21 protein-coding genes and 1 tRNA gene are annotated in these 22,861 nt (G+C 64.0%); 9 read left to right on the top strand and 13 right to left on the bottom strand.

All coding sequences use genetic code 11. From position 1 onward, the window contains the following. Positions 1 to 89: 89 nt before the first annotated feature. From RBB42_RS23690 to chvE, 6 genes are all read right to left on the bottom strand, one after another. Positions 90 to 1,007, bottom strand: coding sequence for a dihydrodipicolinate synthase family protein (locus RBB42_RS23690; RefSeq protein WP_305971858.1), 918 nt, complete (start codon positions 1,005 to 1,007; stop codon positions 90 to 92). Positions 1,008 to 1,044: 37 nt separating this feature from the next. Beyond that, positions 1,045 to 1,971 (bottom strand): Gfo/Idh/MocA family protein, encoded by a 927-nt coding sequence (locus tag RBB42_RS23685; RefSeq protein ID WP_305971857.1) that lies wholly within the window; start codon positions 1,969 to 1,971, stop codon positions 1,045 to 1,047. Continuing rightward, a complete protein-coding gene (gene araD / locus RBB42_RS23680) occupies positions 1,971 to 3,713 on the bottom strand; it encodes an L-arabinonate dehydratase (RefSeq protein ID WP_305971856.1) in 1,743 nt (580 codons plus the stop codon). Before araD ends, RBB42_RS23685 begins: the two co-directional genes overlap by 1 nt. 45 nt (positions 3,714 to 3,758) lie before the next feature. Beyond that, entirely contained in the window at positions 3,759 to 4,994 is a 1,236-nt protein-coding gene (gene mmsB / locus RBB42_RS23675) for a multiple monosaccharide ABC transporter permease (RefSeq protein ID WP_305971855.1), read from the bottom strand. Between the two features lie 11 nt (positions 4,995 to 5,005). Next, positions 5,006 to 6,532 (bottom strand): multiple monosaccharide ABC transporter ATP-binding protein, encoded by a 1,527-nt coding sequence (gene mmsA / locus RBB42_RS23670; protein ID WP_500862276.1) that lies wholly within the window; start codon positions 6,530 to 6,532, stop codon positions 5,006 to 5,008. Positions 6,533 to 6,604: 72 nt separating this feature from the next. Continuing rightward, a complete protein-coding gene (gene chvE, locus RBB42_RS23665; RefSeq protein WP_305971853.1) occupies positions 6,605 to 7,651 on the bottom strand; it encodes a multiple monosaccharide ABC transporter substrate-binding protein in 1,047 nt (348 codons plus the stop codon). Positions 7,652 to 7,805: 154 nt separating this feature from the next. Between chvE and RBB42_RS23660 the strand changes: the two genes are divergently transcribed. Together RBB42_RS23660 and RBB42_RS23655 are read left to right on the top strand one after the other, a co-directional pair. Continuing rightward, the gene (locus RBB42_RS23660; protein WP_305971852.1) at positions 7,806 to 8,723 is read left to right on the top strand and encodes a LysR family transcriptional regulator; all 918 of its coding nucleotides are present in this window, start codon (positions 7,806 to 7,808) and stop codon (positions 8,721 to 8,723) included. Between the two features lie 81 nt (positions 8,724 to 8,804). Further along, positions 8,805 to 9,701, top strand: a complete 897-nt coding sequence (locus RBB42_RS23655; protein WP_305971851.1) for a Hint domain-containing protein — start codon at positions 8,805 to 8,807, stop codon at positions 9,699 to 9,701. 172 nt (positions 9,702 to 9,873) lie between these two features. Here the strand turns inward: RBB42_RS23655 and RBB42_RS23650 are convergent. Next, positions 9,874 to 9,960: transfer RNA gene (locus RBB42_RS23650), tRNA-Leu, on the bottom strand. Positions 9,961 to 10,316: 356 nt separating this feature from the next. On the opposite strand from RBB42_RS23650, the gene lipB reads away from it, so the two are divergent. Then, positions 10,317 to 10,982 (top strand): lipoyl(octanoyl) transferase LipB, encoded by a 666-nt coding sequence (lipB, locus tag RBB42_RS23645; RefSeq protein WP_305971850.1) that lies wholly within the window; start codon positions 10,317 to 10,319, stop codon positions 10,980 to 10,982. 186 nt (positions 10,983 to 11,168) lie between these two features. On the opposite strand, the gene RBB42_RS23640 is transcribed toward lipB, so the two are convergent. After that, on the bottom strand, positions 11,169 to 11,549 hold the full coding sequence (locus RBB42_RS23640) for a hypothetical protein (protein WP_306043534.1): 381 nt from the start codon (positions 11,547 to 11,549) through the stop codon (positions 11,169 to 11,171). A 56-nt stretch (positions 11,550 to 11,605) separates the two neighbouring features. On the opposite strand from RBB42_RS23640, the gene RBB42_RS23635 reads away from it, so the two are divergent. After that, on the top strand, positions 11,606 to 12,190 hold the full coding sequence (locus RBB42_RS23635) for a rhodanese-like domain-containing protein (RefSeq protein WP_305971848.1): 585 nt from the start codon (positions 11,606 to 11,608) through the stop codon (positions 12,188 to 12,190). A 123-nt stretch (positions 12,191 to 12,313) separates the two neighbouring features. Here RBB42_RS23635 and RBB42_RS23630 read toward each other — a convergent pair whose 3' ends face one another. Then, entirely contained in the window at positions 12,314 to 12,481 is a 168-nt protein-coding gene (locus RBB42_RS23630) for a hypothetical protein (RefSeq protein ID WP_305971847.1), read from the bottom strand. Positions 12,482 to 12,757: 276 nt separating this feature from the next. Further along, positions 12,758 to 12,964 (bottom strand): hypothetical protein, encoded by a 207-nt coding sequence (locus RBB42_RS23625; RefSeq protein ID WP_305971846.1) that lies wholly within the window; start codon positions 12,962 to 12,964, stop codon positions 12,758 to 12,760. A 445-nt stretch (positions 12,965 to 13,409) separates the two neighbouring features. On the opposite strand from RBB42_RS23625, the gene ctaD reads away from it, so the two are divergent. Next, the gene (gene ctaD / locus RBB42_RS23620; RefSeq protein WP_305971845.1) at positions 13,410 to 15,083 is read left to right on the top strand and encodes a cytochrome c oxidase subunit I; all 1,674 of its coding nucleotides are present in this window, start codon (positions 13,410 to 13,412) and stop codon (positions 15,081 to 15,083) included. Positions 15,084 to 15,158: 75 nt separating this feature from the next. Here the strand turns inward: ctaD and RBB42_RS23615 are convergent, their stop codons facing one another. After that, a complete protein-coding gene (locus RBB42_RS23615) occupies positions 15,159 to 16,721 on the bottom strand; it encodes a hypothetical protein (RefSeq protein ID WP_305971844.1) in 1,563 nt (520 codons plus the stop codon). 136 nt (positions 16,722 to 16,857) lie between these two features. Here RBB42_RS23615 and RBB42_RS23610 point away from each other — a divergent pair, with 136 nt between their 5' ends. Further along, positions 16,858 to 17,352, top strand: coding sequence for a DUF2244 domain-containing protein (locus RBB42_RS23610; protein ID WP_305971843.1), 495 nt, complete (start codon positions 16,858 to 16,860; stop codon positions 17,350 to 17,352). A 10-nt stretch (positions 17,353 to 17,362) separates the two neighbouring features. Further along, positions 17,363 to 18,304, top strand: coding sequence for a hypothetical protein (locus RBB42_RS23605; protein ID WP_305971842.1), 942 nt, complete (start codon positions 17,363 to 17,365; stop codon positions 18,302 to 18,304). A 78-nt stretch (positions 18,305 to 18,382) separates the two neighbouring features. On the opposite strand, the gene RBB42_RS23600 is transcribed toward RBB42_RS23605, so the two are convergent. Continuing rightward, on the bottom strand, positions 18,383 to 18,844 hold the full coding sequence (locus tag RBB42_RS23600) for a GatB/YqeY domain-containing protein (RefSeq protein WP_043144328.1): 462 nt from the start codon (positions 18,842 to 18,844) through the stop codon (positions 18,383 to 18,385). Positions 18,845 to 19,024: 180 nt separating this feature from the next. On the opposite strand from RBB42_RS23600, the gene carA reads away from it, so the two are divergent. After that, complete coding sequence (carA, locus tag RBB42_RS23595) at positions 19,025 to 20,176, top strand: glutamine-hydrolyzing carbamoyl-phosphate synthase small subunit (protein WP_305971841.1); 1,152 nt, start codon at positions 19,025 to 19,027, stop codon at positions 20,174 to 20,176. Between the two features lie 135 nt (positions 20,177 to 20,311). Further along, the gene (locus RBB42_RS23590) at positions 20,312 to 22,198 is read left to right on the top strand and encodes a glycosyltransferase family 2 protein (RefSeq protein ID WP_305971840.1); all 1,887 of its coding nucleotides are present in this window, start codon (positions 20,312 to 20,314) and stop codon (positions 22,196 to 22,198) included. A gap of 8 nt (positions 22,199 to 22,206) precedes the next feature. Here RBB42_RS23590 and RBB42_RS23585 read toward each other — a convergent pair whose 3' ends face one another. Further along, positions 22,207 to 22,857 carry a GntR family transcriptional regulator gene (locus tag RBB42_RS23585; protein ID WP_305971839.1) on the bottom strand — a complete coding sequence of 217 codons (651 nt, stop codon included), beginning with the start codon at positions 22,855 to 22,857 and terminating at the stop codon, positions 22,207 to 22,209. Between the last annotated feature and the right edge of the window lie 4 nt (positions 22,858 to 22,861).

The following is a 22,861-nucleotide window of genomic DNA, read 5'->3' as shown; positions in this document are numbered from 1 at the left end:
AGGTCGTCTCTCCAGAGACCCACTCTCCCGCGATCAGATGACGACCGTGGGGGGTGAAGCTGCTTTTGTCCAGCATGTCGAGAACTCCTTTACTTGCCCCATTTCAGGGCGATGAGGTCGAGGTCGCCCGCGAGTTGCAGCAGGCGCTCCCGCGTGCGCGGGGTCATGGGTTTCAACGGGTGGCGGACGTGATCGGATCCAATCACGCCGCCTTCTTTCATCACCACCTTGCAGGCGCGCAGCCCGCACTGGCGGTTCTCATGGTTGATCAGCGGCAGGCACTTCGTCCATTGCGCCAGAGCGGTGTCCTTGTCACCCGCAAGATAGCTGCGGATGATGACACCAATGTGCTCGCACTGCAGGCCCGAGGTCATGGTGCCGGTGCACCCGGCGTCGAGGTCGGCCAGCAGCGTCACTGCCTCCTCGCCGTCGAAGGGGCCGACGATATCCTTGCCCCCGGCCTCGATCAGCGCCGCCAGCTTGTCGGCGGCAAAGGGCATTTCCATCTTGAAATAGCTGACGTTTTCCAACTCGCGCGCCATGCGCGCCAAGAGCGGCACCGACATCTGGCAGCCCGACAGGGGCGCGTCCTGCACCATGATCGGGATCGAGATCGCGTCGGACACGGCGCGGAACTGCTCGTAGATCCCGGCCTCGGACGGAACCAGCCCGACCCCGTGATAGGGCGGCATCATCATCACCATCGACGCGCCCAGTGACTGCGCGGCCTTGGCGCGGTCGACGACGATTTCGGTGCTGAAATGGCTGATCGTGACAATCACGGGGACGCGGCCCGCGACATGCTCCAGGCTGATGCGCATCAGCGTGGCGCGTTCCTCGTCCGACAAGACGAACTGTTCCGAGTAGTTGGCGAGGATGCAGATCGCATCCACGCCCTGGTCGATGATGCAATCCAGAACGCGGCGCATCCCCTCTTCGTCGACGCGGCCATCATCGTGGAAGGGTGTGGGCGCAACGGGGAGAATGCCGGTCAGGGGCGTTTTCATGGCAGGTCCTTTCTGGGTATCGGATGCGCGCAAGCGCTTATTCGTGGAAGGGGGCGACGGTCTCGCGTCGGCCCAGCAGGAAGGCATCGGCCACATGGCGCATGGGCGACAGATCCACGTCGCTGCCGCCCGTGGCGACAAGCTCGGCCATGCGGGCGTAGAGGCGCGGGTATTCACCGTCCAGCGCGGGGCCATCGGCGGTTTGCTCGACACCGTCGATGACCATGCGCGCGCCGCCGTCATGCAGTTCCAGCCGGCCCTTGTCGGTGTCGGCCGCGATGGTCCAGATCTGGTCGCCGTCCTGGCGCCAGTCAAAGACGGCGCCGACCTCCGCACCCGCCGGGTGAGCAAAGCGCAGGCTGGCCGCGATCGGCCCCTGCTTGTTCTCCGGCACTTCCAGAGTGGCCTCGCTCAGGTGGATGGCGTCGGGAAGGATCTCCGTCAGGATCGACAGCGCGTTGATGCCCGGATCAAAGACACCGAGGCCACCCGGTTCCCAGATCCAGTCCTGGCCGGGATGCCAGCGGCGCACGTCCTCTTTCCAGGTGATCTGCAACCGGCGGAGAGTCTTGTCCGCCAGCCAGGCCTTCGCGGCGCCCACCATCGGCGCCTCGCGCGAATGCCAGGTGGCAAAAAGCGAGACACGCTGCGCGCGCGCCATGTTGATCAGCCGGTGACATTCCGACAGCGAGGCGCCCGGCGGTTTTTCCAGCATGACATGGCGACCCGCCGCGATGGCGGCGGCGGCATAGTCAAAGCGCGGCACCGGCGGCAGGCAGAGCGAGACGACGCGAATGTCGCTCCGCCGCTCCAGCAGTTCGGCGAAATCGGTGAAGCTCTCGACCCCCTCGACGCTGCCCTTGCGCGAGACGGTGGCGGCAAGCTCCCAGTCCTGCGAGGCGGCGATGGCCGGTACGTGCTGATCCAGGGCGATCTTGCCGATGCCAACAAGTGCGATTTCCATCAATGCGAGTCCCTTCCCACCGGGGCGCCGCGGCAGCCCTTGAGAAAATCCAGGTCGGCGCCTGTATCGGCGCCCTCGACGTGCTGCTGGTGCAACCAGGCATAACCACTTGCCGGGCGTTCATGGGTCGGCGTCCATTCTGCCAGGCGGGCCTGCAATTCTTCGTCGGTGACATCCAGGTGCACGCGTCGCGCGGGCACGTCGACCTCGATCATGTCGCCGTTTTTCACCACTGCCAACGGTCCGCCTGCCGCTGCCTCGGGCGAGGTGTGCAGGATCACGGTGCCATAGGCGGTGCCGGACATGCGGGCATCGGAAATGCGGATCATGTCCTTGATGCCCTTTTTCAGAACCTTGGGCGGCAGGCCCATGTTGCCGACCTCGGACATGCCGGGATACCCCTTGGGTCCGCAGTTCTTGAGAACCATGATGCAGGTCTCGTCGATGTCCAGGTCGTTGTCGTTGATCTTGGCCTTGTAGTCGTCGATGTCCTCGAAGACGACCGCCCTGCCCCGGTGCTGCATCAGGTGTTTCGAGGCGGCAGAGGGTTTCAGCACCGCCCCCTTGGGGGCCAGGTTGCCCTTGAGCACGGCAATCCCGCCCTGGTCGGTCAGCGGCTTGTCGACCGGCAGGATCACGTCCTCGTTCCAGTTCCTGGCGTCCTTGACCTCGTCCCAGATCGTGCTGCCGGAGACGGTCAGCGCGTCCTTGTGCAGCTTGCCGCCCTCGCCCAGCCGTTTCAGCACCACGGGCAGGCCGCCGGCGTAAAAGAATTCTTCCATCAGGTATTCGCCCGAGGGCTGGAGGTTCAGGATCGTGGCAATGTCGCGCCCGCAGCGGTCCCAGTCGTCCAGCGTGATATCCACGCCGACACGGCCCGCAATCGCCAGCAGGTGCACCACCGTATTGGTAGAGCCGCCCACCGCGCCATTGGTGCGGATCGCATTTTCAAAGGCTTCGCGGGTCAGCACGTCCGAGGGTTTCAGATCGTCCTTGACCATCTGCACGATACGCCGTCCCGTCAGTTGCGCCATGACGCGGCGACGGCTGTCCACCGCGGGGATCGCGGCATTACCTGACAACGCCATGCCCAGCGCCTCGCACATCGACGCCATCGAGGAGGCCGTGCCCATCGTATTGCAGGTGCCGGACGAGCGGGTGACGGCGGCCTCGGCCTCGAGGAATTCGTCCTGCGTCATCTCACCGGCCTTCACCGCCTCGGAGAACCGCCAGAGGTGGGTGCCCGCGCCGACGCGTTCGCCCTGGAACCAGCCGTTCAGCATCGGCCCGCCGGTCACGACGATCGAGGGCAGATCGCAGGAGGCCGCCGCCATGAGCAGCGAGGGCGTGGTCTTGTCACAGCCCACCATCAGCACGCAACCGTCCATCGGCTGGCCGCGGATCTGTTCCTCGATCGACAGGGCGGCGAGGTTGCGGAACATCATCGCCGTGGGTCGGAAGGTGTTTTCCGAGGCGCTGAACACCGGCACCTCGACCGGGAAACCGCCGGCCTCCCAGATGCCTGCCTTCACCTTTTCCGACAACTCGCGCAGGTGGCCGTTGCAGGGCGTCAGGTCAGACCATGTGTTCAGGATGCCGATGATCGGGCGCCCGTCGAACAGGTCCTCGGGATAGCCCTGGTTCTTGAGCCAGCCGCGATGATAGATCACGTCCTTGGTGCTGCCGCCGTACCATTCCTGGCTGCGCAGCTTGCGGGGCCATTCTGCCGGTTTGAACGCCATCTGCTTGCCTCCTTCGCTTGGGGAGATGCGCCCGAAGGCGCACCGTCACCCCTGTTTCGATTTGTTGTAGACGTCGAAGATCACGGCAGCGAGCAGCACCAGCCCCTTGATCACCTGCTGATAGTCGATGCCGATGCCCATGATCGACATGCCGTTGTTCAGCACGCCCATCAGGAAGGCGCCGACCACCGCGCCGACGATCTTGCCGACGCCACCGGACATGGAGGCCCCGCCGATAAAGACCGCCGCGATCACGTCGAGTTCCAGCGCGAAACCCGCCTTTGGCGTGGCCGAATTCAGGCGCGCCGCAAAGACCATGCCCGCGATCCCGGCCAACACGCCCATGTTCACGAAGGCGAGGAAGGTCAGCCGCTCGGTCTTGATCCCCGAGAGCTTGGCCGCCTTTTCGTTGCCGCCCAGCGCATAGATGCGCCGGCCGGTCACCGTGCGCCCGGTGAAGAAGGCATAGATGATGGTCAGCACGCCCATGGTGATCAGCACGTTGGGCAGCCCGCGGAAGGTCGACAGCTTGAACAGGATGAAGATCAGCGCAATCGCGACAATGCCGATGCGGGCCAGAAAGAAGGCCTGCGGTTCGCCCGCCATGCCATAGGCCTTGTTCTGGGCACGCGCCTTGAGTTCCATCCAGACGATCAGCCCGGCGGCGACAAGGCCGGTGCACAGCGCCAGCACGTTGACCCGTTTCTGGCCCAGCAGGTCCGCGACGGCCTGGGACACGCCTTGGGGGAAGATGTCCGGCACGAACCCGTTGGCCAGCATCTGGAATTCACGCGGGAACGGGCCCAGCGACTGACCTTCGAGCAGCCACAGGGACGCGCCCCGGAACACCAGCATCCCCGCCAGCGTCACGATGAACGAGGGGATCTTCCAGTAGGCGATCCAATACCCCTGCGCGGCACCGATCAAGCCCCCGGCGACAAGGCAGGTGACCATGGTGACCGCCGTGGACATTTCCCATTCCACGATCATGACAGCCGCCAGCGCGCCGACGAACCCCATGACGGAGCCGACCGACAAGTCGATGTTGCCCGAGACGATGACGATCAGCATCCCCAGCGCCATGATGACGATATAGCTGTTCTGCAACAGCAGGTTGGTGACGTTCACCGGCTTCAACAGCGTGCCGTCGGTGACGATCTGGAAAAAGGCCATGATCGCGATCAGCGCGAACAGCAGCCCGTATTCGCGCAGGTGGCGGACGAGGTATTCGCCGATCCCCTGCTTTTCGGGCGCCTCGGCCCCATGCTCTGCAAAGTCCATCACAGGCTCCCTTATTCGGTCACGATGAGCGACATGATGCGCTCCTGGCTGGCGTCCTCGGCACTCAGTTCGCCGACGAATGCGCCCTCGTTCATTACGTAGATGCGGTCACACATGCCCAGGAGTTCGGGCATTTCCGAGGAGATCATGACCACGCCTTTCCCCTGCGCCGAGAGGTCGTTGATGATCCCGTAGATCTCGAACTTGGCGCCGACGTCGATGCCGCGCGTGGGTTCATCCAGGATCAGCACCTCGGGCTTGGCAAACAGCCATTTCGACAGGACAACCTTCTGCTGGTTGCCGCCCGAAAGGTTCATCACCCGCTGAAAGACGCCCGGCGTGCGGATGTTCAGCGCCTTGCGATAGTCCTCGGCCACGCGGGTCTCGGCGCTTTCGTTCAGCACCTGGCCGCGGGCCACCTCTTCGAGGTTGGCCATCGTGATGTTGCGCTGGATGGTTTCCTCGAGAATGAGGCCCAGCGACTTGCGGTCCTCGGTGACATAGGCCAGCCCGGCCTCGATCGCCTTGCTGACGGTGCCGACGTCCACCGGCTTGCCGCCGATCTCGACACTGCCCGAGATGTTGCGCCCGTAGGAGCGGCCAAAGATGCTCATGGCCAGTTCGGTGCGCCCGGCCCCCATAAGGCCCGCGATGCCCACGACCTCGCCCGCGCGGACGGCCATGTTGACGTCATGGATCACCTGGCGGTCGGCGTGCAGCGGATGCCAGACGTTCCAGTCCTTGACCTCCATCAGCACCTCGCCCGCGCGCCGTTCCCGCGCCGGGTAGCGGTGCGCCATGTCGCGGCCCACCATGTCGCGCACGATGGTGTCCTCGGTGATGTCCCGGGTCCTGGCATCCATCGTGGACACCGTGGAACCGTCTCGGATCACCGTCACCGAGTCCGCGACGCGGCGAACCTCGTTCAGCTTGTGGCTGATGATGATCTGCGTGACACCCTGCTGCTTGAGTTCCAGCATCAGGTCCAGCAGCGCCTGGCTGTCGCTTTCCGACAGCGCCGCCGTCGGCTCGTCGAGAATCAGCAGGCGCACTTCCTTGGACAGGGCCTTGGCGATCTCGACCAGTTGCTGCTTGCCCACGCCCAGCTTGTCGACCAGCGTGCTGGGCGGTTCCTTGAGGCCGACCTTGCGCAACAGGTCCTCGGTGCGCCGGTTGGTCTCACGCCAGTTGATGATGCCGCCGCGTGCGCGTTCATTGCCCAGGAAGAGGTTTTCCGCAATCGACAGCAGCGGCACGAGCGCCAGTTCCTGATGGATGATAATGACGCCCCTTTCCTCGGAGTCCGAGATATCCGCGAACTCGGCCAGCGCGCCGTCATAGTGAATTTCGCCGTCGTAGCTGCCCGCCGGGTAGACCCCGGACAGGACTTTCATCAGGGTCGATTTGCCCGCGCCGTTTTCCCCGACCAGCGCGTGAATCTCGCCTTCCCTTACGGTCAGGTTGACCGAGTCCAACGCCTTGACCCCAGGAAACTCCTTGGTGATCCCGCGCATTTCCAGTAGCGCCGTCATCCCCACTCCCCAATTTTCTGGTGGTTGCCAAGGCCCGCCCGCCGCGCATGGCGCCGGACGGACCCCGGGAGTAACCGGTTACTGGACCTGGTCCATCGTGTAGTAGCCGGAGCCGATGATCACGTCTTCCCAGTTCGACAGGTCGACCGAGACCGGTTCCAGCAGGTAGGAGGGCACGACCTTGACGCCGTTGTCATAGGTGGTGGTGTCGTTGATCTCGGGCTCGCCGCCTTTCAGCAGGGCCTCGACCATGCCCACGGTCACGCGCGCCAGTTCGCGGGTGTCCTTGAAGACGGTCGAATACTGCTCGCCCGCCAGCATCGACTTGATCGAGCGGATCTCGGCGTCCTGGCCTGTGACGATCGGCATTTCCAGGTCGCCCGAACCATAGCCCACGCCCTTGAGCGAAGAGATGATGCCGATGGACAGACCATCGTAGGGCGACAGGACACCGTGCACGCGCTCATCAGTGTAATGAGCCGACAGCAGGTTATCCATGCGGGCCTGCGCCACCGCACCGTCCCAGCGCAGGGTGCCGACCGTGTCCATACCCATCTGGCCCGACACGATGTTGATGGTTCCGTCGTCGATCAGTGGCTGCAGCACCGACATGGCGCCATCGTAGAAGAAATAGGCGTTGTTGTCGTCCGGAGAGCCGCCGAACAGCTCGACGTTGTAGGGGCCGTCGCCGAAACGCTCTTCGAGGCCGTTCACGAGACTGGTCGCCTGCTGCACGCCGACCTTGAAGTTGTCGAAGGTGGCGTAATAGCTGACATATTCGCTGTCGCGGATCAGCCGGTCATAGGCGATGACCTGGATATCTGCGTAATAGGCGTTTTCCAGAGCGCTCGACAGGGTGGTGCCGTCGATGGCCGCGATCACCAGCACGTCGACGCCGTTGGTGATCATGTTCTCGATCTGCGCCAGCTGGTTGGGAATGTCGTCCTCGGCGTACTGCAGGATGGTGTCATAGCCTGCGGCCTTGAACTGTTCGACCATCGACTCACCGTCAGAGATCCAGCGCGACGAGGATTTCGTCGGCATCGCGATGCCGACGGTTTCGGCAACGGCGCCATAGCTGGACAGCGCCACTGCCGCCGAAGCGAGCAGAAGTTTCATGTTCATTGGTAACCTCCCAAGGTCGGCGTGCCCTCCTGCGGCGACGCCTTATCTGTGTTTCGGACCCAGTGGATCCGAGCGCGACCGTAAATCGAGACTGTATACCTGTAAAATTCCGATTATGCTGGCTTGCATATCAAAAACGTTATGAGCGAACGTGATGGACATCGCCCGGCGGATCAAACCCGCGCACCTGGACCTGGTGCTGAAAATCGCAGAGACACAGCAGTTGCAGCTGGCCGCACAGGCGGTCGCGATCTCTCAGCCTGCCGCCTCGCGCATCCTGTCCGAGATCGAGACCAATATCGGCAGCCCGCTTTTTGTCCGCCACCCAAAGGGCATGGTCATGTCGCAGGCCGGAGAGGTCTTTGTCCGCCATGCACGGGTGATCCTGGCTGAGGTGCGCACGCTGGAGGACGAATTGCGCCACATCCAGTCCGGCGCCCTGGGCGAGGTCCGGGTGGGCTCGGTCACCGGGCCGGCTGTGGGCGTCCTGATGCCCGCTGTGCAGGCGGTGCATCAGGACAGCCCAGATCTGGAAATCAGCGTTGACGTGGCGCCCTCACGCGTGCTGATCCGCGACCTGGAAGAAGGGCGCTATGACTTTGTGCTGGGGCGCATTCCACCGGGCCACGACAGCCGGCTGTTCCACGTCCACCCTGCCCGGACCGAGGTCGTCGCCCTGCTGGTGCATGACACGCATCCGCTGGTATCGCGCCAGAACGTCGAAATGTCCGAGCTGACCGGCTATCCTTGGGTGATGCAGGAACGCGGCATGCCGATCCGCGAGTCGGTCGAATCCGCCTTTCACACCGCCGGGGTTCCGATCCCGCCAAGGGTGCTGAACAGTTCATCGCTTCTTGTGGCGCTCGCGCAGGTCGCGCGCGTGCAGGCCATCCTGCCGCAATCGAACGAGGTCAAGGAACTGCTGGTGCATTCCGACATCGGGGCAAACCTGACCGCCCTGAAAATGCGCCGTTCGATCGTCGTGCCGCCCTATTTCGTCCTGCGCGACGGCAGCCGCAAACTGTCGCGCGCCGCCGAGCGTCTGTTGCAGGAGGTGCTCTCCCGAATCTGACCCGGAAACGCCAAATACCCCCATGTTGACATCCACCGACCCAGACGCGACGACTGGGTCAAAGTGAATGGAGGCAATGTCTTGGCCAGTTTCAAAGCAGATTTCAGTCAGCAATATTCCGGGACCAGTGGCGTCGTTTCGAGTGATTCCTACAGGCCGTACAACGAAGTCCTCGATGACGGCGAAGGCGATGGCACCTTCGAAGTGGGCGACTCGATCTGGGGCACCACCAATCCGTTTCAGGGAACCGTCGAGGTTGCTCTTGTCGCGGGTGGGACAATGCGCCTGCCGGTCAGCAACAACTCTATTGCCGGCGTTACCCGCCTCTGGTTTCCGGAGTCGATGTCTCCCCACGACTTCGTTATACCGGCCACGCTCGATTATGCGACGTTCAACACCTCTGCTTACCCGACATGCTCTCTTGAGGGGACGGCAATCGACACGCCGGATGGTGCCATCGCCGTGCAGGACCTGGACATCGGACAGGTGATCGACACACCGACCGGGACGACCGTCATCAGATGGATCGGTCGCCAGACCGTCTTTCCCCGGTTCAATCCCGCAGAGCGGGTCCGCCCGGTGCGGATCGCGGCAGGGGCGCTTGGTTCCGGATTGCCGCGGCGCGACCTGCTCTTGACGGCGGATCATGCCCTGCATCTCGATGGAATGCTGGTCAATGCCTCGGCCCTGGTCAACGGCGAAACGGTCCGCTGGGAGCCGATCGAAACCGTCGGAGACCGCTACACCGTCTATCATGTCGAGACCGAGGGGCACGAGTTGATCCTTGCGGAAGGCGCCGAGGCCGAAAGCTACATCGATTACGTCGCCCGCCGCGCTTTCGACAACTACGATGAATACCTGGCCCTCTACGGCGAGGACGCGTCGATCACCGAAATGAAGAGGCCCCGCATCTCCTGCGCACGGCTCTTGCCGCAATCCCTGGTCGATCGGATTTCCGGCACCTCCCTGGTCGCCTGAGCCGATCCGGCGACTGCGGAGGGATTTGTGCGGGCTGGACCGGCCGCCCTGCCCCGGCGCGTGCGGTTCCGTGTTCGGCTGGCGAAACAGGAAGGCCGCCCAAGGCAGCCAATGTCGAGCGCCTCGCGACAACATGCCGACGCGCAAAGCGGAGTGTCATTTCAGGAGAGAATGGTGCGGTCGAGAAGACTCGAACTTCCACGGGAGTTACCCCACAGCGACCTCAACGCTGCGCGTCTACCAATTCCGCCACGACCGCACTGTCTTGACTTGGTGGGAGGGTCTCTAGCGAAGCGCGTGGACGATGTGAAGAGGAAAAACGACAAAAATCCATTCCGCGCGCCAACGCGCCTTGCCCGGCCCGCTGGTGGCGCTTTGCATCGAATGGCATTATGTGATCATCCACACCGTGCGGCGTTCCGGATGGACTTGGTGACCACGTTGGGGCCTGTTGTGCGCGTGGCGCTTGACGTCGTTCGACCAGGGTGGTCAGCGGTCAAGTCGGATGCATTGGCCGTCAGGCGGTCCTGACCGTGACAGGCAGGAAACGAACCGGTCAGCAGGGCGGATCAGCCCGGGTTTGAAGGAGGCGGGGGACGTGCCCCGTTGACAGGAATGGAATGGAAAATCAGCGAGGAACTGGTGCCCTACGAAGAGGCGCTTGCCTTCATGGAGGACCGCGCCAGTGCCATCGCAGAAGGGCGTGCGGAGGAGTGTATCTGGCTGCTTGAGCACCCGCCGCTCTATACCGCCGGCACCTCGGCCAGGGTCGAGGACCTGAAAGACCCCGACCGCTTTCCGGTCTACACCTCCAAGCGCGGCGGGCAATACACCTATCACGGCCCCGGCCAGCGCGTCGTCTATGTCATGCTGGACCTCAACAAGCGGGGCCGCGACATCCGCCGGTTCGTGCAGGATCTCGAGGCCTGGGTGATCGCCACGCTGGCAGAGTTCAACCTGGTCGGTCATATCCGCGAGGGCCGCGTCGGCGTCTGGATCGAACGCCCCGAGAAACCGCCGCTGGCGGACGGACGCATGGCGGAGGACAAGATCGCCGCCATCGGCATCCGCCTGCGCCGCTGGGTCAGCTTTCACGGCATCTCGATCAACGTGGAGCCCGAGCTGGAGCATTTCGAGGGCATCGTGCCCTGCGGAATCAGCGATTACGGTGTGACCTCACTGGTCGATCTCGGTCTGCCGGTAACGATGGATGACCTGGACGTGGCGCTCCGGGCGCAGTTCGACGCGGTCATGGCGCAGCCCGCCGAAGATCCGGCCTGATCGGGCAGACACGCCTTGCGGACGAACGGATCCGCGGGATGACGCGGACAAGGAAAAGGGGCAAGGACCGCTGTCCTCGCCCCTGGGGGCAGATCAAATTTCCCCCGCCAATGTCTTAAATGTCCAGGTGCTTGCAAATCGTTCCACGGTCCGGGCTACGGTGGCAGCACGCCCGGACCGGCTGTCTCAGGGCTTGCCCGAAAAGACGTGGAGCAGGATGTCTTCGCGGGCGATGCCTCGTTGTGTCAGTTCGGCGTCCGACAGAGCGCGCAACGCATCTATGCGGGCGGTGCGCTGGCGATAGCGGCGATCAAAGGGTGTCTCAAAGGCGCGCGCCAGGCGCTGGCGCAGGGTGGCACGGCTGGAAACGAAACTGTTTTCGAAATAGGCCATTTGAATTTCGCCCTCCGGGTGCAGCAGATGCCCCAAACCTAGATCAAAACGCGGCCTCCAGACAGTCTGGTAAGCCCCACCTAGGGAATTCCCGACCTGTTCTCTGGCCGAGCGCGCAGGGCGGTCTTCGCCGCACGATCCCACCGCCAATTCCCTTATGTTGATTGGGATCAAGGCCGGGTCCCGCCGCCTCCCGCAACCTATTCTCAGTGTCGAAGAGGAGGTTCAAAATGAAAGCGATCGTAACAGCAATAACCGCCGCCCTGCTGGCTTACCCGGCCCTTGCCGCTGATATCACATCCAGCGTCACCGCGGCGGATGTGCCGGAAAAGGAAAGGACCAAACCGGGTCTCTACCTGACCTCTCAGGAAGCCGCGACGGCGCTTTCGGCAAATCCGGACATAGTCTTTGTCGATGTGCGGGATCCGGTCGAGGTGATGTTCGTCGGCCATCCCGATCCGGTCGATGCCGTGGTGCCCTTTCGCTTTGTGTCCTACACCTACAACGCCAAGCGCGGCGCCTACGGCATGGACCCCAATCCCGCCTTCGTCGATGAGGTGAACGCGGTGATGGAGCGACTTGGCCGCAGCCCGTCCGATCCGGTCTTTGTCAGTTGCCAGACCGGCGGTCGCACCGCGCGCGCGGTCGATGCACTTACCGCTGCGGGATATACACAAGTCTACGCCCTCTTCGAAGGGATCGAAGGCGACCTGAACGCCGAAACCGGCCGCAGGGACATCAACGGCTGGAAAAATGCGGGCTTGCCGTGGTCGTACAAGCTGACGCCCGAGGTGGCTTGGCACCCGCCGCAATAACGCGCGCGGGTCACGGCCTGACTGTCCCGATCCTCAACCGTGCAGGCGAGGTCATGCTCACGCTACACGGGTTTCAGGGGGGCGGCGTCAGTCCGCGCCGGTAAAGACCGGAACAGGATGCGCTTACGGGCAAGGCCACGCGACCAGTTCGCGGTCGGACAGTTTTCGCAGGGCTTCGATTTCGCGGGTGCGCTGGCGATAGCGGCGATCAAAGGGGGTCTCAAAGGCGCGCGCCAGGCGCTTGCGCAGGGTGGCACGGTTGGAAACGAAACTGTTTTCACAATAGGCCATCTTGAACTCCCCCGGTTGGGTGATGCCGTGTGTGGCTGATGGGTTCAATCTAGGCGCTGGCGACCTGCCCCATAAGTCGGGAAAGCCGGATCGTCCGGAATACCGGACCCCGGTCCGGATTCGGGCGACAGGCAAGGGACCGGGCAGGCATTAATAAAGGGGGCGCACTCACAACGCCCCCTTGGACAATCATCGAAAGAACGGATGGGCGGGAAGCCCGAATAAGGATTGGTCATTGAAACCCTGGCGCCGCGTCAAACGGCGTCACGTCCGCGATCAGGCCTTGCCCGAAAAGACGTGAAAGAGAATGTCCTCGCGGGCAATTCCGCGCCGGGACAGTTCGGCGTCCGACAGTGCGCGCAACGCGTCGATGCGGGCGGTGCGCTGTCGGTAACGGCGGTCGAAGGGGGTCTCGAACAGGCGCGCGAGGCGCTGGCGGAGGGTGATGCGGTTCGAGACAAAGCCGTTGTCGAAATAAGCCATTTTCCAAATCCCCTTCGGTTGCAGCAGTTGCGCCGAACTTAGAAAAACACGCAGCCTCCTGACAGTCGGGTAAGCCATACCTAGGGTTTTCCCGACCCTGCCCCGGGACGTGGTCGGGGTGATCTTCGCAGGGCATACCGTGTGCTGACAGCCGTCCAACGCGGGGCCACGTTCTGACGGCTACGCCGGACGCAACGGCGGTCGAATGGCGTGTCCGGGAAGACCATGCGAAAACCCCGTTGAAAGGGGTCAGCGAGTGTGAGTGCGGGCCGATCCTACCCGCGTCCGGAGCCCCGGCCCAAGCCTCTGCGACAAAAAGGTTTGATCTGCGTCAAATCCGGCCATTGCCGCCCCTAGGGTCACATTCTAAAACGTGAATCGAACTTAGGGCCCGGACGGATTCCCGTTCCGTGTCCTCTGCATAGGGATCAGCAGGAGGCAAACAATGGCAGATGCAGCCATTCACGGCCACGAGCACGAAGACAACCGCGGGTTCTTTACCCGTTGGTTCATGTCGACGAACCACAAGGACATCGGGATTCTCTACCTGATCGTCTCTGCCTTCGTCGGGCTCATTTCGGTCGTTTTCACCGTTTACATGCGCATGGAACTCATGTCGCCGGGCGTTCAGTACATGTGCATGGAAGGCATGCGCTTCCTGCCGACGGCGGTCGAGAACTGTACGCCCAACGGCCACCTCTGGAACGTGCTGATCACCGGCCACGGCATCCTGATGATGTTCTTCGTGGTCATTCCGGCACTGTTCGGCGGTTTCGGCAACTACTTCATGCCGCTGCAGATCGGCGCGCCGGACATGGCGTTTCCGCGGATGAACAACCTGTCGTTCTGGCTGTATGTCGCGGGCTCCACCCTGGCGGTCTGCTCTGTCTTCGCACCGGGCGGCAACAACCAGCTTGGGTCCGGCGTGGGCTGGGTTCTTTACCCGCCGCTCTCGGTCAACGAAGGCGGCATGTCGATGGACCTGGCGATTTTCGCCGTCCACGTCTCTGGCGCGTCGTCGATCCTGGGCGCGATCAACATGATCACCACCTTCCTGAACATGCGGACCCCGGGCATGACCCTGTTCAAGGTGCCGCTGTTCTCCTGGGCGATCTTCGTCACCTCCTGGCTGATCCTTCTGTCGCTGCCCGTTCTGGCCGGCGCGATCACCATGCTGCTGACGGACCGCAATTTCGGCACGACCTTCTTCGATCCGGCCGGTGGCGGTGACCCGGTGCTCTACCAGCACATCCTGTGGTTCTTCGGTCACCCCGAGGTCTACATCGTGATCGTGCCCGGGTTCGGCATCATCAGCCACGTTATCGCGACTTTCTCGCGCAAGCCGATCTTCGGCTACCTGCCGATGGTCTGGGCGATCATCGCGATCGGCGCGCTGGGTTTCGTCGTCTGGGCGCACCACATGTACACCGTCGGCATGTCGCTGACCCAGCAGAGCTACTTCATGCTGGCAACGATGGTCATCGCGGTGCCAACGGGCGTGAAGGTGTTCAGCTGGATCGCTACCATGTGGGGCGGCTCCATCGAGATGAAGACCCCGATGCTCTGGGCCTTCGGCTTCCTGTTCCTCTTCACCGTCGGCGGCGTGACCGGCGTGGTGCTGAGCCAGGCGGGCGTTGACCGTGCCTACCATGACACCTACTACGTCGTGGCGCACTTCCACTACGTGATGAGCCTCGGCGCCGTCTTCGCGATCTTCGCGGGTGTCTACTTCTACTTCCCGAAGATGAGCGGCCGGATGTACTCCGAGTTCTGGGGCAAGATCCACTTCTGGATGATGTTCATCGGTGCCAACCTGACCTTCTTCCCGCAGCACTTCCTGGGCCGTCAGGGCATGCCGCGCCGGTACATCGACTACCCCGAAGCCTTCGCCACCTGGAACTACATCTCCAGCTGGGGTGCGCTGCTCTCCTTCGCATCGTTCGTGCTGTTCTTCGGGATCATGTTCCACGCCCTGACCCGTGGTGCCCGCGCCTCCGAGGCAAACCCGTGGAACGAGTACGCGGACACGCTGGAATGGACCCTGCCCTCGCCGCCGCCGGAGCACACCTTCGAGCAGCTGCCGAAGCAGGAAGACTGGGACAAGAGCCCCGCCCACTGAGGGACGCTCTCACCTGAAACGCAAAAGGCCCCTGCATCTGCCGGGGCCTTTTCCTTTGGTGCAGGTGAAAGCGGATCAACCGCCGTCGCGCCATTCATAGACGTAGCGATAGCAGCCCAGCGGCTGCAACGTGACCGTCATCTGAAACCGGCCATCCTTGTAGCGCGCGCCCTCGGGCGGCGCGAACGTGCCGCTCCATGCGGCCGAATGTGCCTGGTTGTAGGCGGTGCCGATGAACCCGTCGGCACGATCCTTCACGATGTCGACACTCCCACGAGAGCCCTTGGCACAGTTTTCGCCCTCGGTGCCGAAATGGTAGAACAGCCCGCCATGCCCCCAGCCGGCGGCATAGTCCCCCTGAACGGTGGCAGAGAGCAGCACATCCTGCCCCGGGACAAGGTAAGGAGGTGGCGCAGCCCAGGTATATGTGACGACATAAGCGCCCCATGCATCGCCACAGCGTGGCTTGCTGCGGGAATACTGTCCGCGCCCGGCGCCGACCGACCCTTTCGGATCGTAGCAGCTGTTGTTGTCGGAAAAGGTTGTCATCCCTGCCTCCGAAACCATCGCCCAATGCCCGCCCTGCGGCGCGCCCGGGCGCGGATCATTCCGCACCGGCGGCAAAGCCGGATCGGCCAGGCTCATGCGCTGCGCAATCTCGGCACACCGGCCCTCGATGATCGGCAGGACGTAATGCGACAGCGCGAGGCTCTGCAGCCGCGCCTGCGCCACCTCCTGCAGGTCGATGCCGACCTCGCGATTGCGCTGTGCCTCGATCCGGGACAGGGCCGCGTCATAGGCACGATCAGCGACGGCCTTGGCGTCGTCGCGGAGGTTCTCGATGATGCGCAGCCGCTCATCGTTGCCGATATCGCGCTCGGGCACCGCGCCCTGCACGTCCGGCGGGCCGAATATCTCCTCGTAGGATTTGCGGAACCGCCGATCCGCCTCGGCATGGGCCGCTTCTCGCGCGGCCAGCGCGGCCCTCGTCGCGTCCGCAGCGCGCAGCATCTCGGCCTCGATCTCTGCCACGTTGCGATCGGCCTTGTCGCGCAGCATACCCTGCGCCCGCAGCACGACATTGCCGTCCCAGCCATTCATAAGCGCGTGCTGCACCATCTCCTGCACCCAGCGGGCGCGGTTCTGGGCCACGCGTTGCCGGTTCGCCTCCAGGATCGCCTCCGGGGTCAGCGCCAGCTTGCGCCCGGTGTTCGCACCATCCAGCACAACCTTGGTCCAGCCCGAGGCGATGAGCGACAGGAGATCCCATTCGTCCGGCATCTTCCAGATTTCCAGCAGCGACATGGCGTAGTCATCGAAAAGCACATCCATGTCCGGTGGCAGATGCGCATCCAGGTAAAGCGCCGTCATTACCGCCCGGGCGCACTCGTCGCCCCCGGTCATGTCAAGAACCTGCTGCAATTCCACCAGGTCCGCGCCGTGATAACGATCGAGGTCGCGCACCCCCGGCATGACCCAGCCCCGGGCCAAGGCACGCGCGACATGATCGTCGATCTGGCGCCGGGCATCGACCACATCGGCAAGCGCCACGCCCCCCGTCAGGACCAGTGCAAGGGCGGTGGTGGTCAGTCCGCGCGCCCATTGCCGCCGTCCCCGCCTTTGTTCCGAAACGCACATCCTGCCATCCTCCCGGTTCTGTGACACCGACCTTAGCAGTTGCCCGGGAACCCGGACTTTGACCCACAACAATTCTGCTGTATATCGCAGTGTGACGTGCACCCGGGGTGATGCCGGGAACCTTTCCGACGGAACAATGCCTTACCACTGGACAACGCCCCCACGCGAAGCTTCACAGGTCCTGCAGCTCTGGCCGCACAATTCGCTGTCGGCCGAGGGCTTTGCCGCGATGATCCTGGGCTTCTTTCTCTTTGCCTCGGTGCCGCTCTACAGCGTTATCGGGACGGCGGTGCTGTGGGGGCTCCTGCCCTTCATGCTGACGGCGACGGCGGCGCTCTATTATGCGCTGCGCCGCAACCAGCGCGACCGCCGCATCCTCGAGGTGCTGACCGTCACGCCCGAGGTCACGCATCTGATCCGCACCAACCCCAAGGGCGACACGCAGGACTGGGAAAGCAACACCTACTGGGTCAAGGTCGCCTGCCACGAGTCCGGCGGGCCGGTCCCCTATTACGTCACGCTCAAGGGCAATGGCCGCGAGGTCGAGATCGGCGCTTTTCTCAGCGAAGACGAACGCCGCGCCCTGTTCAACGACCTGACCGACGCGGTGCGCCGCGCGGCCAATCCCTGAAGGCGAAAGCATGGCGCAGGTTCCCGCTACCCCGAAATGGCACCGGGCCGCGTTGCGGCTGTCGGTGGCCCTGAACCGCGAAGGCTGGATCGAGCGGTTGACCCCGGCCCCGAGCGAGGCCGCCGCCCTGCGTCTGCGCGATGCCCTGGCAGCCCGCGTGCCACCGCTGCGCAAGCGCGTGGTTTTCCTGATCCCGCTGGTGGGGCCGGACCATGTCGGCGACTGGGAGGCGGTGAGCGACAGGCTCTCGGCGACACTGGACTGTTTCATCGCCCAGGACGACCCAAACTGGCAGGCGGTGATCTGCTGCCAGGAACGCCCGCCCCTGCCCGACGACCCGCGCATCACCTTCCTGCCCTTCTCGGCGCCGGAGCCCGGCAATGACAAATGGCTGAAGCTCGCCGCGCTGACCGCGCATCTTGACGACATGGACCTGCCGCCCGCCTATGTCATGAGTTTCGACGCCGACGACCTGCTGCGGCAGGGCAGCGTGCGCGAGATGCTGCGCCGCCAGGCACCCGGGGGCTATCTTGTTCAATCCGGCTTTGTCATGGACGATGCGACCGGGACGATCGCCTTGGCCGACCGCCCCTCGCTGCGCGAGCCCATGCGCAAACCCTTCTGGAAACTCTGCGGTTCCTGCGCGGCGCTGGCCCATGATCCGGACCTGCAGCAAAGCACCGCCTTCCTGCAGGCGATGACCCAGCACGAACACCGCATGTTCCCCTACCTCGCCGCGCTGGCCGGTCGGTCGCTGGCGCCGCTGTCACAGCCCTCGGTTCTCTACGTCCTGAACCACGGAGAGAATTTCGGCGCACGCCGTGGGCGGGTCAGTTTCAAGACCCGCTTCGTGGAACGCTTCAGGATCGACGATCCTTCGGAACTGGCCCTGATCGCCGATGGCTTTCCCGTGCCGGAGATCGCAGATGACCCGGCAGAGGCCACCGCCTGACCCCAATGGGTCTGCCCCCAGCACGAAAAAGGCCGCCCCGCAAGGCGGCCCTTTTTATCCCCGTCAAGTTCCCGACCGTCAGGCCGACAGACGATCCTTGACCCGGGGGCCGACGGATCCGAAATCCATCTGGCCGGTGTATTTCGACTTGAGCACCCCCATGACGCGGCCCATGTCGCGGATCGATTCCGCGCCGACCTCGGCCATTGCCGCGTCGATTGCCTTGGCGACTTCCTTGTCGTTCAACGCACGCGGCAGGAATTCCTCGATCACCTCGATCTCGGCGGTTTCGCGTTCGGCCAGGTCCAGCCGGCCTGCCTCTTCATAGCTCTTGGCGCTTTCGCGGCGCTGCTTGACCATCTTGCCAAGGATGGCCAGCACTTCGGTGTCATCGACCCCGGTTTCATTGCCTTCCCCGCGGACGGCGATGTCGCGATCCTTGATGGCGGCGTTGATCAGGCGCAGCGTCGACAGGCGATCCTGTGCCTTGTCCTTCATTGCCTGCTTGACCGCCGCGTTCACCTTTGCACGCAGTTCCATGACCTTATCCCCTCACGGTTCATGAATTTGTGACACTACTTCAGGACGCCCCCTGTTGCAAGCGCAGCATTTTGAGGCAACGTCTTGATAAACAACAATTTTTGTTTTCAACCAAGCACTTGACCAACGCCCCGGGCGGCCTTAGGTTCCGGCCAATTTGCCGCCATCCGGAGATCTGCCATGCCTGCCGCCCACGCACGCCCGACCGCTTGCCTTGCCCTTGCCGACGGGACGCTTTTCTATGGCACCGGTTTTGGCGCCACCGGCCAGACAACGGCAGAGCTCTGCTTCAACACGGCCATGTCCGGCTACCAGGAGATCATGACCGATCCCTCTTACGCGGGCCAGATCGTCACCTTCACCTTTCCGCATATCGGCAATGTCGGCGTGAACCCGGATGATGACGAGACCGGCGACCCGGTGGCGGCGGGCATGGTCGTGAAATGGATGCCGACGCAAAGCTCGAACTGGCGCGCGGCGCAGGAACTGGGTGATTGGCTGGCGGCGCGCGGGCGCATCGCCATCGGCGGCGTCGATACCCGCCGCCTGACCCGCGCCATTCGCCAGCAGGGGGCACCGCATGTCGCGCTGGCCCATGATCCCGACGGCAACTTCGACACAGAGGCGCTGGTTGCCGCCGCGCGCGGCTTCCCGGGCCTCGAAGGTCTGGATCTGGCGCTGGATGTCACCTGCGCGCAAAGCTATCGATGGGACGAGATGCGTTGGGCCTGGCCCGATGGCTACCAGCGCCAGGAACAGGCGCGGCACAAGGTTGTCGCCGTGGATTACGGCGCCAAGCGCAATATCCTGCGCTGCCTTGCTTCGGCCGGCTGCGAGGTCACGGTTCTGCCCGCCACGGCAACCTTCGACGATGTCATGGCGCATGAGCCGGACGGCGTTTTCCTGTCGAACGGCCCCGGCGATCCGGCGGCCACCGGCGCCTACGCGGTGCCGATGATCCAGCGGTTGCTGTCGGACACCAAGCTGCCGGTCTTCGGCATCTGCCTCGGGCACCAGATGCTGGCGCTGGCGGTCGGTGCCAAGACCATCAAGATGAACCACGGCCATCACGGCGCGAACCATCCGGTCAAGGACATGGACACCGGCAAGGTCGAGATCACCTCGATGAACCACGGCTTTGCCGTCGACAGCCAGACGCTGCCGCAGGGAGTGCTGGAAACGCATGTCTCGCTGTTTGACGGGTCCAACTGCGGCATCCGCCTGGCCGATCGCCCGGTGTTCAGCGTGCAGCACCACCCCGAGGCCAGCCCAGGCCCGCAGGACAGTTTCTACCTGTTCGAGCGCTTCGCCGCCTCGATGGACGCGGCCTGACCGCCCGTTTGTCGGAAAAACCGCGCCCTGTTAACCGTTTGGCGGCCTTTTGCTGCCAGGCGGCCAAGTTTGGTTAAGCTTTCATTTACCAAAACCATGTGAAGGTTCCGGTAACCGAGTTTACCGGGACGAGGCATGTCAGAACACCGCCTCCATCTGGCCGAGGCCAAGCTGGCCCAGGCAAAGGCCCGACGTGGCCAGCCCATCAGCCACATTCTGATGGAGGACGGCCGCGTTGCACCGACCGAGATGCTGGGCGCAATGGCCGAGGCCAGCCGCATCGGCCAGTCGGTGCCGCAGGTCGTCGTGGCCGAGGCCATCGCCTCACGCGAAGAGGTGCTGGAGGCGCAGGCGCAGCATTTCGGCGCCCTTGTCCTGCGTCGCCGCGACAGCCCGCCCGATCCCGCGGTGATCGACCTTTTGCCAGCCGGTTTCTGCCTCGAACACGGGATAATGCCCTGGATGCGGGTGGGCGACACGCTGCTTGTGGCCACGTCACGACCGGATGATTTTTCCGACCTGCAACCGCGCTTGCCGCCCGACATCGGCCCCGTGGTCATGGCGCTGGCGCTGGAGTCAGACATACATGCCGAGATCTCGGCCCGGGCCGGCGCGCAACTGGCAGCGGCCGCCGAGACATGGGTGCCCGACGAGGACAGCTGTCGCGACCTGAACCGGATGACTCCGCGCACCCGGATGCTGGCGATTGGCGCGGGCCTCGTCTGCCTGATGCTGCTGGTGCTGGCCCCGCGGCTCTTGTTCGGGGCCGCGCTGGGTCTGGCCCTGGGATCGCTGGTGCTGGCACAACTGATGAAGCTGGCGGCCCTCGCCGCCCTGCCCCGGCGCGCTCCGCCGGTGCACGCCACCCTGCCCGCCGATCCTCCGCTGGCCTCGATTCTGGTGCCTCTCTATCGAGAAGAGGACATTGCCCAGACCCTCGTCAAGCGCCTGTCGCGCCTGACCTATCCCAAGGCCCTGCTGGACGTCGTGCTGGTGCTGGAGGCCGGGGACCAATTGACGCGCGAGACACTGGCCCGCACCCGCCTGCCGCCCTGGATGCGCACGATCACCGTCCCTCCCGGCGAAATCACAACCAAGCCGCGCGCACTGAACTATGCCTACCGGTTCACACGGGGACAGATCGTCGGCATCTACGATGCCGAAGACGCCCCCGCCCCCGACCAGATCACCCGCGTCGTGGGTCATTTCGACCGCGCCCCGCCCGAGGTCGGCTGCCTGCAAGGCATCCTCGATTTTTACAACCCGCGCGCAAACTGGCTGTCGCGCTGCTTCACCATCGAATACGCCAGCTGGTTCCGCATCCTGCTGCCCGGCCTGTCCCGGCTGGGCTTCGTCGTGCCACTGGGCGGGACAACGGTGTTCTTCCGACGCGAGGTCCTGGAAAGGGTCTGCGGCTGGGACGCGCACAACGTGACAGAGGATGCCGACCTCGGCGTGCGCCTCGCGCGCCACGGGTTTCGGACCGAACTGATTTCCAGCGTCACACGCGAAGAGGCCAACAACCGTTTCTGGCCCTGGATCAAGCAGCGCTCGCGCTGGCTCAAGGGATACGGCATCACCTGGTGGGTCCATAGCCGCAACCCGCGCAGGCTCTGGCGCGATCTCGGCCCGAAACGCTTTGCCGGGGTACAGCTGCTTTTTCTGACGACACTGGTTCAATTCACCCTCGCCCCGGTTCTGTGGTCCTTCTGGCTGATCCTGATGGGACTGCCCCACCCGCTGGAGCCCCACCTTTCACGCCCCCTGATCCTGGGACTGACGACGCTGTTCCTCAGCGCCGAGGCGGTGTCGATCGTGATTGGCCTGGCCGCGCTGGCGCGCAGCCCGCACCGGGCGCTCTTTGCCTGGGTGCCGACGCTTTTCGCCTATTTCCCGCTGGGAACACTGGCGATTTACAAGGCGCTTTGGGAAACGCTGCGCAACCCCTTCTACTGGGAAAAGACGCAACACGGTCACTCGGCCCCGGACCGCCCCGGAGCGGACCTGCCGCCCGAGGGCTGAAGCCACGATCACACGGTCATGTGCTCGGCGTTGTCCTGCTTCAACCTGGTGATGAAAGCGGTCGAGATATGATCGCGCAGCGCCCGGTAGGCGGCATCCTCGTCCCGTTTGGAAATCGCGTCGACGATGGCCTGGTGCTCGCCCAACGCGATCTCGCCCCGCCCCTGCACCGCCAGCGAGGTCGTCGCCATCAACGCCATCGACCGATAAATGAGGTCCAACTGCTGCACCAGGTACCGGTTGTGCGAGGCAAGGTGAATCATCCGGTGGAACCGCCGGTTGGCCCGCGCCATCGTCGCAGGGTCGTTCAGCAGCGCGCGGTCCTCCTCGATCATGTCACGCAACACCCGGACCTCTTCCTCGGTCGCGTGCCGCGCCGCCAGTCGCGCGGCCAGCCCCTCCAGTTCCGACCGCACGGCATACAGCTCGGCCATCTGGTTGTGATCCAGCGAGGCCACGATCAGCGATCGCCCGTCCCGCGCCAGGAGCGACTGGGTTTCCAGCCGTTGCAACGCCTCGCGGATCGGCGTGCGCGACACGCCGAAACGCTCTGCCAGCTCGCTTTCGACCAGGCGGTCTCCCGGCTTGTAGATACCTGAATCGATGGCTTCGAGTATCATCGTGTAGGCATCTTTCTGTGCCGGCTTGACCTCGCTCATAGAA

This window comes from Mameliella sp. MMSF_3455, assembly GCF_030733205.1.
Classification (GTDB): Bacteria; Pseudomonadota; Alphaproteobacteria; order Rhodobacterales; family Rhodobacteraceae; genus Antarctobacter.
This window is presented reverse-complemented; position numbering and strand designations above follow the sequence as displayed.